The sequence below is a fragment of the Paenarthrobacter aurescens genome, from assembly GCF_041549525.1.
In the GTDB taxonomy this organism is placed as follows: domain Bacteria; phylum Actinomycetota; class Actinomycetes; order Actinomycetales; family Micrococcaceae; genus Arthrobacter; species Arthrobacter aurescens.
On the sequence record NZ_CP157456.1, the window covers coordinates 2,166,455 to 2,182,851 of the forward strand.

General features: G+C 62.1%; 14 protein-coding genes. 12 read left to right on the plus strand and 2 right to left on the minus strand.

Annotation, left to right across the window (positions count from 1 at the left end):
- Positions 1 to 6: 6 nt before the first annotated feature.
- Genes ABI796_RS10015 through ABI796_RS10070 form a run of 12 tightly spaced genes read left to right on the plus strand, consistent with a single transcriptional unit; the run spans position 7 to position 13,569 of the window.
- A complete protein-coding gene (locus ABI796_RS10015; protein ID WP_141283487.1) occupies positions 7 to 1,116 on the plus strand; it encodes a Gfo/Idh/MocA family protein in 1,110 nt (369 codons plus the stop codon).
- Positions 1,113 to 2,132 carry an NAD-dependent epimerase/dehydratase family protein gene (locus ABI796_RS10020; protein ID WP_141283488.1) on the plus strand — a complete coding sequence of 340 codons (1,020 nt, stop codon included), beginning with the start codon at positions 1,113 to 1,115 and terminating at the stop codon, positions 2,130 to 2,132. Before ABI796_RS10015 ends, ABI796_RS10020 begins: the two co-directional genes overlap by 4 nt.
- On the plus strand, positions 2,129 to 3,292 hold the full coding sequence (locus ABI796_RS10025) for a DegT/DnrJ/EryC1/StrS family aminotransferase (RefSeq protein ID WP_141283489.1): 1,164 nt from the start codon (positions 2,129 to 2,131) through the stop codon (positions 3,290 to 3,292). Before ABI796_RS10020 ends, ABI796_RS10025 begins: the two co-directional genes overlap by 4 nt.
- Positions 3,289 to 3,951: an acetyltransferase gene (locus tag ABI796_RS10030; RefSeq protein ID WP_141283490.1), complete on the plus strand. Its 663-nt coding sequence runs from the start codon at positions 3,289 to 3,291 to the stop codon at positions 3,949 to 3,951. Before ABI796_RS10025 ends, ABI796_RS10030 begins: the two co-directional genes overlap by 4 nt.
- A 5-nt stretch (positions 3,952 to 3,956) precedes the next feature.
- Positions 3,957 to 5,021 carry a glycosyltransferase family 2 protein gene (locus ABI796_RS10035; RefSeq protein WP_246095781.1) on the plus strand — a complete coding sequence of 355 codons (1,065 nt, stop codon included), beginning with the start codon at positions 3,957 to 3,959 and terminating at the stop codon, positions 5,019 to 5,021.
- Positions 5,018 to 6,514, plus strand: coding sequence for an oligosaccharide flippase family protein (locus ABI796_RS10040; protein ID WP_141283492.1), 1,497 nt, complete (start codon positions 5,018 to 5,020; stop codon positions 6,512 to 6,514). The genes ABI796_RS10035 and ABI796_RS10040 overlap by 4 nt, the downstream gene beginning before the upstream one ends.
- On the plus strand, positions 6,511 to 7,446 hold the full coding sequence (locus tag ABI796_RS10045; protein WP_246095778.1) for a DUF6492 family protein: 936 nt from the start codon (positions 6,511 to 6,513) through the stop codon (positions 7,444 to 7,446). Before ABI796_RS10040 ends, ABI796_RS10045 begins: the two co-directional genes overlap by 4 nt.
- Positions 7,443 to 8,684, plus strand: a complete 1,242-nt coding sequence (locus ABI796_RS10050) for a glycosyltransferase family 4 protein (protein WP_141283493.1) — start codon at positions 7,443 to 7,445, stop codon at positions 8,682 to 8,684. Before ABI796_RS10045 ends, ABI796_RS10050 begins: the two co-directional genes overlap by 4 nt.
- The gene (locus ABI796_RS10055; RefSeq protein ID WP_141283494.1) at positions 8,681 to 10,132 is read left to right on the plus strand and encodes an O-antigen ligase; all 1,452 of its coding nucleotides are present in this window, start codon (positions 8,681 to 8,683) and stop codon (positions 10,130 to 10,132) included. Before ABI796_RS10050 ends, ABI796_RS10055 begins: the two co-directional genes overlap by 4 nt.
- Positions 10,120 to 10,962, plus strand: a complete 843-nt coding sequence (locus ABI796_RS10060; RefSeq protein WP_246095779.1) for a chain-length determining protein — start codon at positions 10,120 to 10,122, stop codon at positions 10,960 to 10,962. The genes ABI796_RS10055 and ABI796_RS10060 overlap by 13 nt, the downstream gene beginning before the upstream one ends.
- A gap of 20 nt (positions 10,963 to 10,982) precedes the next feature.
- A complete protein-coding gene (epsE, locus tag ABI796_RS10065) occupies positions 10,983 to 12,206 on the plus strand; it encodes an exopolysaccharide biosynthesis GT4 family glycosyltransferase EpsE (RefSeq protein ID WP_141283495.1) in 1,224 nt (407 codons plus the stop codon).
- A 22-nt stretch (positions 12,207 to 12,228) separates the two neighbouring features.
- Positions 12,229 to 13,569, plus strand: a complete 1,341-nt coding sequence (locus ABI796_RS10070; RefSeq protein WP_141283496.1) for a hypothetical protein — start codon at positions 12,229 to 12,231, stop codon at positions 13,567 to 13,569.
- Here ABI796_RS10070 and ABI796_RS10075 read toward each other — a convergent pair whose 3' ends face one another.
- Both ABI796_RS10075 and ABI796_RS10080 read right to left on the minus strand, forming a co-directional pair.
- Positions 13,570 to 14,406, minus strand: coding sequence for a glycosyltransferase (locus ABI796_RS10075; protein WP_141283497.1), 837 nt, complete (start codon positions 14,404 to 14,406; stop codon positions 13,570 to 13,572).
- Positions 14,403 to 16,319: a WecB/TagA/CpsF family glycosyltransferase gene (locus ABI796_RS10080; protein ID WP_141283498.1), complete on the minus strand. Its 1,917-nt coding sequence runs from the start codon at positions 16,317 to 16,319 to the stop codon at positions 14,403 to 14,405. The genes ABI796_RS10075 and ABI796_RS10080 overlap by 4 nt, the downstream gene beginning before the upstream one ends.
- Positions 16,320 to 16,397 lie beyond the last annotated feature (78 nt).

Below are 16,397 nucleotides of genomic sequence, written 5' to 3' on the forward strand. Positions count from 1 at the left end.
TGGGAAATGACCATACGAACCATTCCAACAGGACAACTGAACGGCCACGGATCACGGCCCCGGCTCCGCATTGCTGTGGTGGGAGCAGGGTACTGGGGCCCTAACCTGGCCCGTAACCTCAAAGCCAGCCCGGACTGGGATCTCGTTGCCATCTGCGACCTGGACGTCGACCGGGGCATGAAGCTCGCGGAGACCGTTGGCGGGGTGGCCGTCGTCGAGTCCTTGGACGAGCTGTTGGATGACTACAACCTGGACGCCATAGCAGTAGCGACTCCGGCCCACACCCACCATGGGGTAGTGATGACGGCCCTGCGTGCCGGCAAACATGTGCTGGTGGAGAAACCGTTGGCTGACAGCCGCGCCAAGGGCCTGGAGATGGTGGAAGAAGCTAAGAGCCGGGGATTGGTCCTTATGGCAGATCACACCTACTGCTTTACTCCAGCGGTACTGAAAATCCAGGAACTGGTGGCCAGCGGAGCGTTGGGCGACATTTTGTATGTGGACTCCGTGCGCATCAACCTCGGTCTCGTCCAACCGGATGTGAACGTCTTCTGGGACCTGGCCCCGCACGATCTGTCCATCCTGGACTTTGTCCTGCCAGGCGGCCTGCATCCAACGGAGATCTCAGCCCACGGAGCGGATCCCCTGGGAACCGGCAGGGACTGCGTGGGACACCTTACCTTCGGTCTTCCAAACGATGCCATGGTGCACATTCACGTCAATTGGCTCAGCCCAACCAAAATCCGGCAGATGATCATCGGAGGGTCAAAGAGGACCCTGGTGTGGGACGACCTCAATCCCCAGCAGCGCTTGAGCGTCTATGACCGCGGCGTCAGTCTTGAACATCAGCCCAAGTCTGCCGCGGACAAGCGCACCTCAGCCATCTCCTACCGGCTGGGAGACACCTGGTCCCCGGCTTTGCAGGAACGCGAGCCCCTGGGCCAGGTGGTGTGTGAACTTGCTTCCTCCATCCGGAACCGCACAACACCAAGGACCAGTGGAGAATCCGGGCTTCGCGTCCTGTCCGTGCTCGAGGCCGTCACCCAAAGCCTGGGTTCAGATGGACAGTCCACCATTGTTGCCGGCAATGAAGTCTCACTCCAGGTTGCACGGTGAAAAAGCTATCAGGGGCACGTGTCCTGGTCACCGGTGGCGCAGGGACCATCGGCTCCACCCTGGTTGACCAACTGCTCGACGCCGGTGCGGCGCACGTTGACGTGCTGGACAACCTCGTGAGGGGAAGACGGTCAAACCTTGAAGAGGCACTGGCCACCGGCAGGGTGCAACTGATCGAAGGCGACCTCCGCAACCGCGATCTCGTCCACGACCTCACCCACGGCAAGGACCTCGTCTTTCATCAGGCAGCCATCCGCATCACCCAATGTGCCGAGGAACCGCGGCTGGCCCTGGAAGTGCTGGTGGATGGGACCTTCAATGTTTACGAGGCCGCGGCGGCGCACAAGGTGGAACGGCTCATCTCTGCATCCAGCGCCTCTGTTTACGGCATGGCCGAGGAATTCCCCACCAAGGAAAGCCACCACCACCACAACAATGACACCTTCTACGGCGCGGCAAAGTCCTTCAACGAAGGCATGGCGAGGAGCTTCCGCGCAATGTCCGGACTGGACTATGTGCTGCTGAGGTACTTCAACGTATACGGACCCCGCATGGACGTCCACGGTCTCTACACCGAAGTACTGGTCCGTTGGATGGAGCGAATAGATGATGGTCAACCTCCGCTGATTTTTGGCAGTGGAGAGCAAACCATGGACTTTATCCATACTGCGGACGTAGCAAGGGCAAATGTCCTTGCGGCCGTAAGCAACGTCCGTGAAGGCGTCTATAACGTCGCAAGTGGTACCGAAACCAGCCTGGCTGAGCTTGCTCAAACACTGCTCAAGGTCATGGACTCTCCGCTCCATCTCGAACATGGCCCGGAACGGGCCGTCAACGGAGTAGCCAGGCGCCTTGCAGATGTCACCGCTGCAGGAAAAGATCTGGGCTTTGAAGCATCGGTGACTTTGGAGGACGGCTTGCGCTCGCTTGTGTCCTGGTGGCGTCCGCTCCGTGAAGAGGTCGCTGCGGCCCGATTGGTCAGCAGCCCGGCAGCTCCAACAGTGGGTGCGCGATGACTGTCTCAGATACCGGCCTGGACCGTATAGATGTCATGAAGCCTTGGCTTGGTGAAGAAGAGGCACAAGCCCTTGCTGAGGTGATCGCCTCCGGTTGGGTTGCACAAGGGCCCAAAGTCCGGGAATTCGAAGAGGCCTTTGCGAGCGGCCAGCATGCTGGATTCGCCGTGGCAACATCGAGCTGCACCTCGGCGCTGCATCTGGCGCTGGTTGTAGCCGGCGTTGAAGCCGGAGATGACGTCGTAGTCCCGTCCTTCTCCTTCATTGCTACCGCAAACGCAGCCACCTACGTGGGGGCGCGGCCGGTTTTCGCCGACGTCGATCTCCATACAGGGTGCGTCACCGCCCCCACGATCAAGGCGGCCCTGACGCCCGCCACCCGTGCGGTCATAGCCGTGGACCAAGGAGGGGTCCCTGTTGACTTCGAATCCATCCGGGCATTGTGCGATCCCCTTGGGATCGTGGTGGTCGAAGACGCAGCGTGCGCCATCGGATCCACCTACCGCGGTCAACCGGTAGGAGCCAACGCAGAGCTGGCAGCGTGGTCCTTCCACCCGCGCAAAGTCCTCACCACCGGCGAGGGTGGCATGCTCACCACTGCGCGGCAGGACCTGGGTGAGAGGGCACGGCGGCTCCGCGAGCACGCCATGAGCGTTTCAGCAGCTGAAAGGCACGCCAGCCTGCTCGCCCCCTCGGAGCAGTACCTCGAAACAGGGTTCAACTACCGCATGACCGATCTTCAGGCCGCCGTCGGAATTATCCAGCTGCGCCGCCTCGAAACAGTTGTGCGCCGCAGGCGCGAGCTCGCCGCGAGGTACGCGAGGGCCTTTGCCGGTGTTGAGGGCCTGCGGTTGGTGGGCGATCCGGAGTACGGCACCACCAACTTCCAGTCGTGCTGGCTGGAAGTGGGCCCGGCTTTCCCCCTGGGACGTGAAAATCTCATGAAACACCTGGCTTCGGACGGTATCTCTGCCCGTCGCGGGATCATGGCCGCCCACCGGCAGCCTGCCTACGCCGACGCGGACTCAGGTACCGCTGAGTTGGGCGTCACTGAATGGTTGACCGATCACACCCTGATCCTCCCGCTCTACCACGAGCTAACCCAGCAGGACCAGGACCGGGTCATCGACTCCGTGCTGCACGCCGCGGGACAGTCATGAGCGAGCTACTCCTCATTGCTGCAAGCGGCCTGGCCCGGGAGGTCCTTGCCATGGTCCGCGGCAGCGGGCCCTTCGACGTCGTAGGGATCCTCGACGACGACGAAGACAAGCTCGGCCGTGTGGTGGACGGGGCCCACGTGCTCGGTCCCATCCGTGAGGCCATGAATTACCCCCATGCTTTGCTGTTGATCTGCATCGGATCCGGGTCCGGCCGGGAAAGCGTGGTGATGAGGCTACGCGCACTGGGCCTTGCTGAAGACCGCTACGCCACCGCGATCGATCCCTCGGTGTACGTTCCCGAGGGCTGCGTGATTGGCCGCGGCAGCATCATCCTCGCCCATGTGAGCATGACAGCGTCCGTGACCATCGGCGAGCATGTGGTTGCCATGCCCGGGGTCACGTTCACCCACGATGACCTGATCGGCGACTACGCCACCTTGGCCTCCGGGGTGTCCCTGGGCGGAAACGTCCACGTCGGCAGGGCCGCGTACCTGGGCATGAATGCCAGCATCCGCGAGCGCCTGCGCATCGGTGCAAAAGCGACCATTGGCATGGGAGCTGCTGTCCTTGCTGATGTTCCTGAGGATGAGACCTGGGCCGGTGTGCCGGCCAGGGTGATCCGGCGGGGAAACAGCCCGGCGTTGGAGGGTGCCCAGTGAAACTGATGCGGCCAAGGCCCTTGCTGAACCGGCCGGGCGTCACGGTGGTCATTCCCTGCTACAACTACGGCCGGTTCTTGAAGGATGCCGTCAGCAGTGCGTTGTCCCAGGAGAATGTGGACGTTGACGTGATCGTGGTTGATGACGCCTCGACCGACGGCAGTGCTGCCATCGCGTGGAAGCTGGCTGCGGCGGATCCGAGGATCTCAGTGGTTCATCACGAGCAGAACCAGGGGCACATTGCCACCTACAATGACGGGCTTTCCAGGGCCGGGGGCCGTTACGTGACGTTGCTCTCGGCCGATGATGTGCTTGCGCCCGGGGCGTTGGGGCGGGCTGTGGCTTTGATGGAGGCGAACCCCAGGGTGGGGATGGTTTACGGATTGCCTAAAGACTTCGTGGATCAACCCGTCCCTGTCCACGCGCACGGACGTGTTACGTGGACAGTGTGGGAGGGCAGCCGGTGGATCAGGCTGGCGTGTGCCAGGGGACGGAACTTCATCCTTTCGCCCGAGGTGGTGATGCGGACCGAGACGGTACTGGGCATTGGCGCCTACAGTGCGTCGCTGCCGCACTCGGGAGACCTGGAGTATTGGTTGCGGGCGGCAGGTTCCTGGGATGTCGGGCGAATCAACGGGCCTGTGCAGGCTTTCTACAGGGTTCATGGGAACAACATGCACCAGACGGAGTTCGCTGCTGCAGCCGTGGACCTTCGCCATCGTCTGGAAGCTTTCCGGGTTCTTGAAGACGCCCGGTTTCCGATCGCCCCCAAGCAGCGGGTACGCCAGTTGCGAAGGGCCGAAGGTGCGCTCAGCAGGGAGGCCTGGCATCTGGGGGCAAGGGAGGTCATACGGGGCGGATCGGTGGAGACGGCCATTGAGCTTCGCAAGTTCATTGAGTGCCTGCAGGATGTGCCAGGGAACGTCCACAGGGCAAACTCGCTGCAGGCCAGGATCAACCGGGTTTCCCGTGGCGGCAGGCCCGGCCCTGCACAGTCCGCTGCCGAGTATGTTCGGAGCCAGCTTGACCGGGTCCGCTGGCGTTTGTGGGCCATGACGGGCATCTCATGACGACGACCAGCGGCGTTGACCGTTCTCTGGGCGCACGGTCCGCGAGCGCCACGCTCTGGGGCGGGGTGAATATGGCCCTGGGCAGGATCGTCCAGTTTGCCACCACCATCATCGTGGCCCGGATAATTGCGCCCGAACACTTCGGCGCGCTCGCCGTGGCTATCGTGGTGCAAACGATCGCTACGAACATGGCTGAGTTGGGCGCCACAGCCGCGTTGGCCAGGGGTAATGGGGATCCGGACAGGATCGCCCCTACTGTTTTCTCCATCTCTTTGGTCACCAGCGCAGTGATGACTGCCGGAGCCATGGCCTTGGCTCCGGCCTTGGCTGCGGCCTTTGATGACCCCGCTGCCACCCCTGTGATCCAGGTGCTCTCTTTGACCATCCTGCTTCAGGGTGTTGGCGCTGTTCCCTCCACCATGGTTTGGCGTGAGTTCCTGCAGAAGCCGCGGGTTGTGGTTGACGTTGGAAGTGTAGTGGTGGTGCTGGTGCTTGTTGTTCCCATGGCGCTGGACGGGTGGGGTGCGATGGCGCTGGCTTGGTCCAGGGTGGGCGGCCAGCTTTTCGCCATGGTTGGGTATTGGATCATTACACCCAGGAGGTACGCACCCGGCTTTGACCGCGCGGTGGCCGCGGAGGTCCTGCGCTTGGGCATGCCGTTGGCTATGGCAAACCTGGTGGTGTTTGTCACCCTCAACATGGACTACCTTCTGATTGGCCGGATGCTGGACCCAGCCGCCCTGGGTCTTTACCTGCTCGCCTTCAATTTGGCCGGACTTCCCAGCTCGGTGATCACGGCTGTCATCCGGGCCACCGCGGTGCCCACTTTCGGCAGGCTCTTCGCTGAGGGCACCCTTGGTGAGTTGGCGGGGCGGTTCGTGGCTGGTGTTTCTTACTGTGCGTTCCCGATTTCGGCGATGGTTGTTGCACTTGCGCAGCCGCTGATTGTCACGGCGTACGGACAGGCCTGGGCACCGGCGGGCACCGCGCTGGCCACCCTTGGTGTTTTTGGGGCCACAAGGATCCTTGTGGAACTCTTTGCCGACCTGAGCGTGGGGGCCGGGAAGACTGTGTGGCTTTTCTGGGTCCAGGTTGCCTGGCTTGTGGCCCTTACGCCCGCATTGTATTTCGGGATCCAGTGGTGGGGGATTGCCGGTGCCGGAGTAGCCCACGCCGCTGTCGCCTGCCTGATCGTCATACCTTTGTACCTGATGGTTCTCACATCTGTGCTGGGCGTCCGCGCCTGGGAGTTGGTCCGTGGAAGTATCGCCCCCCTTGCGGCAGCCGTGGTGGCGGGATTTTCGGCCCGGCTCGCCACGATGGGCATCGCGGAACCTTGGATGGCACTCCTGCTGGGAGGCTGCTTGGGTGGGGCCATCTATGTGCTGCTGACGTTCCGGCAAGGGAAAGTACTGCTGGGGACAGTGCGGGGACTGCTTGGTCAGGGCCAATCCCTCCCCAGGAGCACGCATGCCATGAAGGGTCAGCCATGATGCCGAACCCGCCAATCAGCAGTGAGGGCCTCCTGCCGGGCGGCACACTGGCTGTTGTCACCCCGAGCTATTTGCCCGACCGTGAGTTGTGCTCGGACCTCAACCGGTCTGTGCTCGAGATGACTGAGCCAGACGTCGTACACCACATCATCGTGCCGGATCAGGACTTCCCCGCCTTCTCCGGCCTCCGCGGGCCCAGGACAGAAGTGCACGTTGCCCGGGAATTTCTTCCCCGTTCTTTTGTCAAAGCCCCGGGATTGAACGTGTGGATTAATGCGGCGCACCCGTGGCCGCCGATCCGCGGCTGGATCGCCCAACAGATCATCAAACTGGCCGTCGTCTCGCGGCTCGATGTTGACGGGGCGCTGCTCCTGGACTCGGACAGCATCCTCATACGACAGACAAGCCTCGATACGTTCCGTAAGAACGGCCGTATTGCTCTTTATCGCGCCCCTGATGCCGTTGACGACACCCTTCCAAGGCACAGGCTGTGGCACGTTACTGCACGCCGGCTCCTTGGTCTTGATCCTCCTCCCACATGCGAGCTGGCGGACTACGTCTGCTGGCCGTGCCTGTGGGAGCCACCTTCGGTGAGAACCATGCTCCAGCACATCCAAAACGTCACGGGCCGGCACTGGTCCACCGCGATTGGAGCGCATCTGCATTTTTCCGAAATGATGCTGTACGGCCTCTACGTAGACGAAGTCGTCGCTGGCATGGTCCCAACCGTCCGGGAGATGCGTGGCATTGTCCACACCGCCGAAGTTCCCCTGAGCGAGGCGGAAATCCAACTTCTCCTCAGTGAGGCACCCCATGACAAGAATGTGGTGATGCTCTCCGCGAAGGCCGGGATCCCCCTGGAAGTGCGCAGGCGGGCACTTAGGTCGTTCCTGGACTCGTCCCTTGGCCCGGAACGGGGGGAGGTCCAGTGAGAAGCATTGCCGGGCATGTCCTTACCCAGGCCAGGCAGCATGGCTGGCGTGCGGTCACCACGAAAGTGCTGCAGAAGACGGCCGTCAAAGCGCTGGAAAACCTCGCGTGGGCTGAGCCCACGCTGCCCCTTCGGCCCGAAGACATTATGGATGCGGAGGTGCCAAGCTCTGTGGACAGCCCACGTCCCAGAACAGGCCCCCTTGAGGTCGGTTGGGTCTGCACGCCTCCGGGACCCGGCTCAGGCGGACACACCACCTTTTTTCGCATGGTCCAGGGCATGGCCGAGCGTGGGCACCGATGCACGCTGTTTCTCTACGATCGAAACAGCGACGACGTTTCCCGCCACGCACCTGTGATCCGGCAATACTGGCCGGACGTCGATGCGCACATCAGAAGTGTTGCCGAAGGTTTCGAAGGTATGGACGCGGTGGTCGCCAGCTCGTGGCCAACCGCCTACGCGACCGCGAACCGACGCGGCCGGGACATCCACAGCTTTTACTTCATCCAGGACTACGAGCCCTACTTCTATCCCCGGGGCACGTTGTATTGGCTCGCAGAGAACAGCTATCGGCTGGGGTTCACCAACATCGCCCTCGGAGAGATGATCACAGCGGTGATGAAGGCTGAAATAGCTCAGGTGCCCGCCGCGACGGTGCCCTTCGCCTGTGACACCGCTACCTATCGGCTGCTGGATGGGAAAGGCAGTCAGCCGCCCCGTCAGGGGGTGGTCCATTACGCGAAGCGTGCTGTGGACCGCCGCGGGTACCTCCTTGCCAAGCTGGCGTTGGAGCAGTTCCACTCAATGCATCCGGAGCAGGAAATACACGTCTATGGGGACAGGATCACCGGGTGGTCCATCCCTGTGATCAACCATGGCAATCTAAGCCCTGCTGAATTGAATGAGCTCTACAACCGCACCATTGCAGGACTTGCCATCTCATTCACCAATATTTCCCTCGTCCCGGAAGAGCTTCTGGCCGCAGGGAACGTTCCTGTGCTTAATGAATCGGCCTTCGCGGCGCAGGTAATGAGGGATCCCGACGTCATGTGGGCACCGGCCACCCCCCGCAGGCTGGCGGAAGCACTGGCACAAGCTGTTGAGGCCCCCAATATTTCCGCACGCGCGGCGGCCATAGCGCAGCGGCGGCGACTGGACTGGTCAGTATCGCGGGAGAACTTTGCCACGGTGCTTGAATCAGTCTGCGCCCGGGAACCAGGAAGTCCGGGGCTGTCATGAAGATTTCGAGGAATCACCCGAGCGTCCAGACACCGGTACCTCCCATCGGGCTGGACGAGCTCAACATCGGCGGACCATCGGCCCGTGCACACGTACCCTTGCTGTTGAAGTTCGCCGCTTTCGCCATCTTCTTTTTCCCCTCCAACATGGTGCTGAAGCCACTGGGAGCTGTAGGGACGTTACCGCTCATCATCGCGCTGTTGCTGTTGGCCGTCTGGCTGTGCTCGGTCCTCTTTGGCCTGACCAACCCCCTGGATACCCGGCACCCCGGCCGCATGGGTTTGGTTCTCCTCTGGGTGGGAACATGCGCTTCCTATGCGGCAATGTACTCCGGCTACACCGGGGGAAGCGAAAGCCCCGCACGGGCAGCAGCCGACAGGTGGCTGATTCTCCTGCTGGCCAGTGCAGGAATCATACTCGTCACCGCAGAGGCGGTGAAGACGCTGAACGCAGCCATGGCCTTGACGCGGGCACTGTTGGCTGGCGCCGCATTCTGCTGTTTCGTGGCGGCCGTTCAATTCTTCTTCCGCGTTGATCCTATGCAATTGCTGCAAATGGCGATGCCGGGGTTTACGAACAACGGAGGAAACACAACCTTTCAGATACGCGGGTCATTGATGCGCGTATCAGGAAGTACCTTTCATTCAATCGAGATGGCCGTTATCTGCGCGATGCTTCTTCCGCTCTCCATATGGCGGAGCCTGTACGACCCAAAGGGCAGGAAATGGGTGCATTGGACCATCACAGCGTTACTGGTCTTCGCTATCGCCTCAACAGTCTCGCGCTCAGGAATCTTGGGCCTGCTGGCGGGAATGGCTGTTTTCCTGCCTTTCTTGCCCCGGGTTGCCCGGAGGTGGGCTTTCATTGCAGCCCCCGTGATCGTCGCCATATTGTTCGTTGGCGTACCCGGCCTGGTTGGCACGCTGGGCGCATCGTTGTCCGCCGGCGAAAGCGATCCTTCGATTTCAACGCGGACCAACAACTACCCCCGGGTGGCGGCAATGGTGGAAGAGCACCCGTTCTTCGGCGTCGGCCCGGGCAACTACATGCCGAGCAATGCAATACACATCCTTGACAACCAGTATCTGAACGCGGCGGTCACTATTGGCCTGGTGGGACTGGTGGGTTTGATCGCTTACCTGACGTTCCCGGGCTTGTCCGCCCTCCTCGCCGCCCGCGCCTCCACGCTTCCCGCGTTGCGTTGCCTGGCGGGAGCCGTCGCCGCCGGCGGAATCGTTGCCGCCATTTGCTCCCTGACTTTCGACTCCATGTCCTTCCCGGTGTTCGCCCTCGCTTATCCCTTCATCGTCGGACTGTCCGGAGGAACGTGGAACATGGTCCGGCGGGAACTCGAGCTACAAAACGATCCTGCCGCAACGGAGGGCCGAACCCGGCCGCCGCACAACACGAAGGAACTATTCCCCAAGGAGGGATCATGGACCCCGTAGCCGTAATCAAAACCCTGTGGCGATACAAGGTCTTCGTACTCCCGGTCCTATTGCTGACGGCGGTGGCGGCGGTTTATATGTTTTCCTACGCCCCGCGAACCTATGAGGCCCGAACCACCTATGCCATAGTTGCCCCCCAGGTACCAACATCGGAGCAAATTGAGAAAGACCCTGCCTTGGGCTTGCTCAACACTGACAATCCGTACCTGCGCTCTGCCGATACATCTCTCGTTGCCCAGGTGGCTGTGACTCGTTTGAACGATGTTGCCACGGGCGATTTCCTGGCAGAACAAGGGCTAAGCACGGACTATAAAGTGGAGCGCCCCTCGGACGCCTTCCTCATCGACATCTCCGGAATATCAGATGACAAGGCACTGGCGATCAGCACCGCCAAAACCCTGGGGGAGCGCCTGGAGCAGGACCTTCGGACCATTCAAACGATCAACGGTGCCTCCGACAGATACCTGTTCACCGCTCTTGCCGTGGCCCCGCCCGAGAAGGCCACGGAACAGTTCTCCAGCAGGCTACGGTCCGTCATAGTGGTGGTGGTTGCCGGTCTCGTGCTCACCCTTGGAGCGGTCTCGCTGGCGCGCGCGGTCGAGACTTCCAGGAACCGGGAAAGGAAAACGAAGGACGGTTCCAGCAAACGGAGCTTGCCCACGACGTCCGAAGGCAACCCGACACTGTTACTGCCGGGCAAAGGCCTGGCCGTCGGGAACGACGCCCTGCCCCCTTCGGAGCCCCTTGTGGCAATCCGCCCTCAACTACGCCACCAGGAAAGCAAGGAAACCACCACAACACCAACTGCTCAGCCAACCAACAGCCGCTAATGGTCGGGGAAGATGCAGCAATGACCAGATTTGGCTACCTGGTACCGGAATTCCCAGGTCAAACGCACAGCTTCTTCTGGCGTGAACTAAAAGCACTGACCGAACTCGGCTACCAGCCGGAACCGGTTTCGACCCGGCGGCCAAAGCAACCCGGGACCATACCACCATGGGCCCAGGACCGACTGCCGGAAATCCATTACCTCGTCCCACCGGGCCTGGCGGAAATCCGCAGCACGGCCACCACGGCACTTCCCGGACTCCGGCACCCCGGCACGCTTGCAGCTGCGTCCGGCCTGCTGCCACGCCCTACCACTGACATGGTGCGACCCCGCGACGTACTTCGAACGGCAGGACTTTTCTGGGCAGGAGCCGCCCTCGCCCGGCACGCACGAACCAGAGGATGGTCACACATCCACGTCCATTCCTGCGCCCAGGCTGCCCAGGCAGCCCTCTTCGCCCATATGCTCTCAGGCATCACCTACAGCCTGACGCTCCACGGCCCCCTCAGTGACTACGGTCCAAACCAGCAACAGAAATGGCTCAACGCCAAATTCTCCGTCGTCATCACTGAACGGCTACTGGCCGAAACCCTGCCACAACTCGACGGCTTCATGCCTACGGACGTCAGTGTCGCCCCCATGGGGGTGGAACTCTCCGACTTCACACGCGCCACACCTTATGTCCCTTGGGGTGGTGCGGGACCTGCACGGTTGTTCTGCTGCGCGCGGCTCAACCCAAGCAAAGGCCACAAGGAACTCCTCACTGCGGTCCGTCTCATCTCAGAGACCGGGATAGAGGTCCAGTTGACCATCGCAGGAGAGGACGACGCCGGAGGAAAGGGCTACAGGGCAACACTGGAGAACTTCATCAGGGAACTCGATCTCACACAGAAGGTAAGGCTCCTTGGCGCCGTCCCCGAGGACAGGATCAAGGAAGAACTGGAAAAAGCGCACATCTTCACCCTGGCCAGTCACCAGGAACCACTGGGCGTGGCCATCATGGAAGCCATGGCCATGGAGGTTCCCGTCGTTGCCACATCAGCCGGGGGCGTCCCGGACCTGATAACCACCGGACACTCCGGCACCTTGGTCGATCCCGGCAACCCTTCATCCCTCGCAAAAGCGATACTTCACCACCTGCACAACCCCTCGCACTCCACGGCCACCGGACAGCGGGCGCGCAAAGCTTTGGAAGAAAAATTCGACGTCACAAAAAGCGCCCGAATCGTTGCAGCACGGCTTTAGACCAAAACCCGGGGAGTAAACAATGAAGGGCAAAACAGTTGGCCTCTGGGCCGGTTCCGCGCTCGCAATAGCAGCCATCAGCCTGGTAGCCGCCGTCGGCTCAAGCCGCGCACCAATACCCTCAGTATCAACGGCTCCCGGCGGCTCCCTCAGCCGGGAAACCGCGCCCGAAACCTCACCGGTCCTGCGCGACGTGGACGGAGGCCCGGACTACTACGCAAAATTCACCAACAGCCTGCCCACCGACCCATCATTCTTCCCCATCGGGGTGTGGCTTGAAAGCGTCCTGGACAAGGGCAACACAGCAATGGACTCGGCAGCCGGCGTAAATACGTACGTTGAACTGACAGGAAACTCCGACGTCCAGTTGATCAAGGACTCCGGAATGTACGCGCTGCCAACTTTTCAGCATCAAGCTGCCGCAGGCTACGTCCTGAGCGACGAAGTGGACATGTGGGCAGGTCCGGGGGATGCCCGATGGGCGGGCAGATACCCCGGGGATGGGGCACCGTGTTTCCCCGAAGGCACACCTTGCGGTTACACGATCCAGAAGGAACGCCGGGCCACTGCGCCACAGAACGTATTGCTCTACTCGAACTACGGCAAGGGCGTCACCTTCTGGGAATCCGACGAGGAAGCGCACGGATTCATCAGGGGAATCCAGGATGTAGTCTCCGCTGATAACTATTGGTTCACCGATCCCAACATCTGCGGCAAAGGCGAAGGAGGTGCCATTGTCGGTTATGCGAGGGACCTGACGCGTGAGGAATGCAGACTGGCGGCCAACTACGGCTGGACTATTGACAGGCTGCGAAAACTGCAGGAACCATCCGCCGCCATTCCTGTCTGGGCGTTTGTAGAGAACGGCCATCCTTCAGGCGATGTCCCCAACACCGCAACCATCACCGGCCCGGAGCTCCGGGCCGCAGTCTGGAGCAGCCTCATCCACGGCGCCCGGGGAATCATTTATTTCAACCACAACTTCGGCGGCCCATGCGTAACCCAACACGTCATCAGGGACTGTGGCAAGGACATTGTGCCCACGCTTGCCAAGGTAAACAAGCAAATCAAAGACCTCGCCCCCGTCCTCAACGCCCCCTTCCTTGACGGCGCCACAACAGCCACCGGACCAGTGGACCTCGCCACCAAACTCCACAACGGCCACGTCTACGTCTTCGCTGGAGCGAACAAAAGCACCGGCGGACCGGCGACTTTCACCGTCAGATGCGGCGGCAGCACCGCCGTCGTGATCGACGAAAACCGCACCATCCCCATGGTCGAGGGAACCTTTACCGACAATTTCGCCGACGGCAACGCCGTCCACCTCTACAAAATCGAAGGCGGGGGCAGCTGCGGCTTCTGACTACCGACTACTCTCGTCCCGCTCCCAGCCAGGCCGGGCCTTGCGGCCGAACAGCGGACGACGGCGGCCCGCACCGGCGAACACGACGTAGACGGCGGCATCGAACGCACTCAGCGGCCCCCGGACGGAGGCAAGCAACTCACGGACCGTGCGCCCAGTGGAAGAATCCCCCGATGCGCCATCAAGCTCCGCGTTCCCCCGATACGTGCGCCTAAGAACAGACAACAACGCCGCACACGTCCGGGGCGTCCGGACCACCACAGGCTCGGTAGGCAGCACGGCCTTCTCCTGGGCAGAAAAGAGCCGGTCCACATAGTAGTCATCACCGGTAAGGGCAGGAAACGTCCCCATCCTCTCGTGCCCGGAAAAGCTCAAGGCATAAGCCCCTGCACCCCAGAGGCCCCCGGAGTTACCCGGTATTCGGGTGCGGGCGCGGTAATACGCCCGCACCAACACCGAAGCACCCTCAGTGTCGTAGCGGTAAGCCGGACGTGCAGCCAACAAAGCGTCGCCTTCAAGAGCCACAAAAACAGCGCGAAGCGCAGGGGCACTGACCTCGATATCAGCATCCAGGTAAAGGCGCGGCCAACGGTGCGTCGCCAGATCCGCAGCGTTCAAAGCCGCCGGCTTGGAGGCCTCGGACACTTCAACGACGCGAACCCCCTGGCACCGCGACGCGATAGCCGCCGTGGAATCCATGCACCCGTTACAGGCCACCACAACATCAACTGTGCCCCAATCAATAACCTCCCTCAACGCCTCCAGCGTCCTGCCGATAACACCCGCCTCATTGTGCGCCGGGATGATCACTGCACCGGAGGGATGGGACACCGTCATGGCGTGACTGCCGTAGCGGTCCGAGTCGCATGGGGGAGAGCCTCCCAGCGCCGCTGACTAAGAACCGCCAACGCCGCATCCCGGTGCCCGGCCTTGTTCAAACGCGCAACTTCGGCAGCCAGCACCACACCACGGAAGGCCAACGCCCGCCCGCGCCCAAGATACTTATCTGCATACCGCACCCTGTTGACCGACATCAGCGCAACCAACGCAGGAGAGGACCCGGACCCACCACGTTCATGCCACATCCGGGCAGCCGGTTCAAACCAGATGGAAAAACCCGCATCCCTCACCCGATGGCAATAATCCGTCTCCTCCGAATACAAAAAGAACCGCTCATCCCAAGCACCCACCGCCTCCGCAGCGGCCGAACTGATCAGAAGTGCCGCCCCCGTAGCCCAATCAACCCGGTGCCCGTGCACATAGCTCTCCGGATCAAAATCCATTTCAGACAACCAACCCGGCCTGCCCTTCACATAGCTACCCAAAGCAGCATCACCCAGCGCTCGCAGAACGCCGGGCTCGCGGCGCAGGGACGGATAAATGGTTCCGTCGTCGTCCAACAGGACCGGTACCACCACGCCGGCTCCCTGCGCGTTCATCCGTTTGAGCATGGCGGCCACCGCCCCGGGTTCCACGCGCAGGTCCGGGTTAAGGATGAGGTAACTTCCCGCATCTCCTGCCAACGCCATCGCGGCGTTGATTCCGCCGGCATAGCCGAGGTTTCCTCCCGTTCGCACCGCTGTGATGTCGGGGTGATGTGCCAGTTCAAGCAGCGTGCGCTCATCGGGGGAGTTGTCCGCCACCACCACCTTGATGGACACGTTGTGGGCTTCCTTGCGCAGGCTTGCCACCAGCGGCCCGACGTCCTCAGCGTTGTTGTAGGTGACCACCACCACCGCGACGTCGGCCCGCTCGGCGACCGGGGCGAATGACCCCGGAGCCCGGCTGGGCCCGGGTTCCGGGACACCGTATTCAGGGGATTGCTCCTGAAGGCGCTGTTCAATCCCGTTTCTGCTCGACGTCCGCAGCTTCACGTACGCCTCCGGCCCCTCCACCAGGTACCGCCGGGCCAATCGACGCGGCTCAAGCATCAGACGCCACGCCCATTCGAGGCTATGCGAGCTTGCCCATTGGGGAGCGCGCCGGACATTTCCGGCCAGGAAGTCCACCACGGCGCCGAAAGCCAGCAGCACCTTGGCTCCGGTCAGGTGCCCGTACTCCGCTATCCACAGTTCCTGGCGGGGTTTGCCCAAGCCAACCACCAGGACTTCCGGTGCCGCGGCCCGTATCTCCTCGGCGAGTTGACGGGAGGCAGCAGCATCTCCCAGCGTGGACCTCGCCGGGGCCCACCATCCCACCACTGTCAGCTCGGGCCGCTCTGTTGCGAACTTCCCGGCGATCATTTTCTGGGTCTCCTCGGATCCGCCGAGGAAACCGACACGCAATCCCCGGGCAGCTGCGCCAGTCAGGAAGGGATGGATGAGGTCGCTGCCGGCAAGCCGCGGCCACGTCTTGGAGGTGATTCGCCGGGCCTCGGTGGCCAGGGGCGCACCGTCGATCAAGGTCAACCATTCAACAGGCGCAGGCTGGTCCAAAGTCCCAATCCAGCGGCTTCCGGTTCCAAAATGCCTGATGTGATCCAAATTGGCCGAGCAAACACCCAAGGGTGGCGCCTCGGGGGAGCCGGCACGATCCAACATCTCCCGAAGGGCGCCCTCGGCATCCATCAGCTTGACCGGAACACCTCCCAAACTCACCCACGGCGCATCAGAGGCCAGCTCTAAGGATGGGGCCGCTCCTTGGTTCCGCTGGCTGGGGAGTTTTCGGACGCTGACACCGCGCCGACGGTAAAGGTGGGGGACTGCGCTGTGGAGGAGATCTCCAGCGGGCATGATTTTCGGTAGCAGCATTCTCGGCTCCAACTCAAGGCATCACCATGTGACCGACGATCCGAGGCTGCTGCACTGCCTGGATCGTCGGCGGCGGAC